The 2,942-nt window shown below is 48.2% G+C and carries 1 rRNA gene; it reads left to right on the top strand.

The annotated features are described in order from the left end of the window. Window positions 1-46: 46 nt before the first annotated feature. Window positions 47-2,931 (top strand): 23S ribosomal RNA (locus tag LPB87_RS20515). Window positions 2,932-2,942: the final 11 nt, after the last annotated feature.

The following is a 2,942-nucleotide window of genomic DNA, read 5'->3' as shown; positions in this document are numbered from 1 at the left end:
GATAATAAAAACAAAAAAAAACGGTCATATTAATTTATGATTGGTACAATAAGCAAAATAAGGGCGTATGGGGGATGCCTTGGCTCTCAGAGGCGATGAAAGGCGTGATAAGCTGCGAAAAGTTACGGGGATCGGCACACACGAATTGATCCGTAAATACCTGAATGGGGCAACCCACTATGTTGAAGACATAGTACACCGATAGGTGGGCAAACCCGCTGAACTGAAACATCTAAGTAGGCGGAGGAGAAGAAAACAAAAGTGATTCCGTAAGTAGTGGCGAGCGAACGCGGATTAGCCCAAACCAATGTTGTTACGGCAATGTTGGGGTTGTAGGACCACGATATTTGTTGCACAAAGAATTAGAATCTACTGGAAAGTAGAACCACAGAGGGTGATAGTCCCGTATAGGTAATGAGTGTAAATGATAGTGGTATCCTGAGTAGGGCGGGGCACGTGAAACCCTGTCTGAATTTGGCGGGACCATCCGCTAAGGCTAAATACTCCTGAGAGACCGATAGTGAACCAGTACCGTGAGGGAAAGGTGAAAAGAACCGTGAATAACGGAGTGAAATAGATCCTGAAACCATACGCTTACAAGCGGTCGGAGCCCTTTCGTGGGGTGACGGCGTGCCTTTTGCATAATGAGCCTACGAGTTAACGTTGCTGGCAAGGATAAGTGGTTAAGCCACGGATCCGTAGCGAAAGCGAGTCTGAATAGGGCGCTTTAGTCAGTAGTGTTAGACGCGAAACCGTGTGATCTACCCATGGGCAGGTTGAAGCTGTGGTAACACACAGTGGAGGACCGAACCGGTTGACGTTGAAAAGTCTTCGGATGACCTGTGGGTAGGGGTGAAAGGCCAATCAAACTCGGAAATAGCTCGTACTCCCCGAAATGCATTTAGGTGCAGCGTTGTGCATAAAGTTATATAGAGGTAGAGCTACTGATTGGATGCGGGGGCTTCACCGCCTACCAATTCCTGACAAACTCCGAATGCTATATAATGTTTCACAACAGTGAGGGCTTGGGTGCTAAGGTCCAAGTCCGAGAGGGAAAGAACCCAGACCATCAGCTAAGGTCCCCAAATATATGTTAAGTTGAAAGAACGAGGTTTGTCTGCCCAGACAGCTAGGATGTTGGCTTGGAAGCAGCCATTCATTTAAAGAGTGCGTAACAGCTCACTAGTCGAGCGGACGAGCATGGATAATAATCGGGCATAAACATATTACCGAAGCTATGGATTTACAATTAATTGTAAGTGGTAGGGGAGCATTCTAACAGGGTTGAAGGTGTGTCGTAAGGCATGCTGGACTGGTTAGAAAAGAAAATGTAGGCATAAGTAACGATAATGCGGGCGAGAAACCCGCACACCGAAAAACTAAGGTTTCCACAGCTATGCTAATCAGCTGTGGGTTAGTCTGGTCCTAAGGCGAACCCGAAAGGGACAGTCGATGGCTAACGGGTTAATATTCCCGTACTACTAATTACTGTGATGGGGTGACGGAGTGATGAAAGCGCCGCGAACTGACGGAATAGTTCGTTGAAGTACCTACCTATAAGATCTGCAGGCAAATCCACAGATTTTGGGGAAATACGATAGTACTCGGAGACTTCGGTTGAAGAGATAGTGCGCCTAAGGGCTTCCAAGAAAAACCTCTAAACTTCAGGTAATTAGTACCAGTACCGTAAACCGACACAGGTAGTTGAGGAGAGAATCCTAAGGTGCTCGAGAGATTCATGGCTAAGGAATTAGGCAAAATAGACCTGTAACTTCGGGAGAAAGGTCGCCAGCAGCAATGCTGGCCGCAGTGAAGAGGTCCAGGCGACTGTTTATCAAAAACACAGGGCTCTGCAAAATCGTAAGATGAAGTATAGGGCCTGACACCTGCCCGGTGCTGGAAGGTTAAGAGGAGATGTTATCTTCGGAGAAGCATTGAATTGAAGCCCCAGTAAACGGCGGCCGTAACTATAACGGTCCTAAGGTAGCGAAATTCCTTGTCGGGTAAGTTCCGACCTGCACGAATGGTGTAACGATCTGGACACTGTCTCAGCCATGAGCTCGGTGAAATTGTAGTAGCGGTGAAGATGCCGCTTACCCGCAGTGGGACGAAAAGACCCTGTGCACCTTTACTATAGCTTAGTATTGACCTTGGATAAATGATGTGTAGGATAGGTTGGAGACTGTGAAGTGGCGTCGCTAGGCGTTGTGGAGTCATTGTTGAAATACAACCCTTTGTTTATCTGAGGCCTAACCCCGTTATTGCGGGGGACATTGCTTGGTGGGTAGTTTGACTGGGGTGGTCGCCTCCAAAAGAGTAACGGAGGCTTCTAAAGGTTCCCTCAGTACGCTTGGTAACCGTGCGTAGAGTGCAATGGCATAAGGGAGCTTGACTGAGAGACATACAGGTCGATCAGGTACGAAAGTAGAGCATAGTGATCCGGTGGTTCCGCATGGAAGGGCCATCGCTCAAAGGATAAAAGGTACGCCGGGGATAACAGGCTGATCTCCCCCAAGAGCTCATATCGACGGGGGGGTTTGGCACCTCGATGTCGGCTCGTCACATCCTGGGGCTGGAGAAGGTCCCAAGGGTTGGGCTGTTCGCCCATTAAAGTGGCACGCGAGCTGGGTTCAGAACGTCGTGAGACAGTTCGGTCTCTATCTACTGTGGGCGCAAGAAATTTGAGTGGATCTGATTCTAGTACGAGAGGACCGAATTGGACAAACCTCTAGTGTATCTGTTGTTCCGCCAGGAGCACCGCAGAGTAGCTACGTTTGGAAGGGATAAGCGCTGAAAGCATATAAGCGCGAAACCCACCACAAGATGAGATTTCTTTTAAGGATCGTGGGAGATGACCACGTTGATAGGCTATAGATGTAAAGGCAGTAATGTCATAGTCGAGTAGTACTAATAATCCGTAAGCTTATGTACGCCTTTTCCCC

It is taken from the genome of Flavobacterium sp. EDS, assembly GCF_020991525.1.
Lineage (GTDB): Bacteria > Bacteroidota > Bacteroidia > Flavobacteriales > Flavobacteriaceae > Flavobacterium.
Note: the sequence above shows the minus strand (reverse complement) of the source record. Positions and strands in the feature narration are given on the sequence as shown.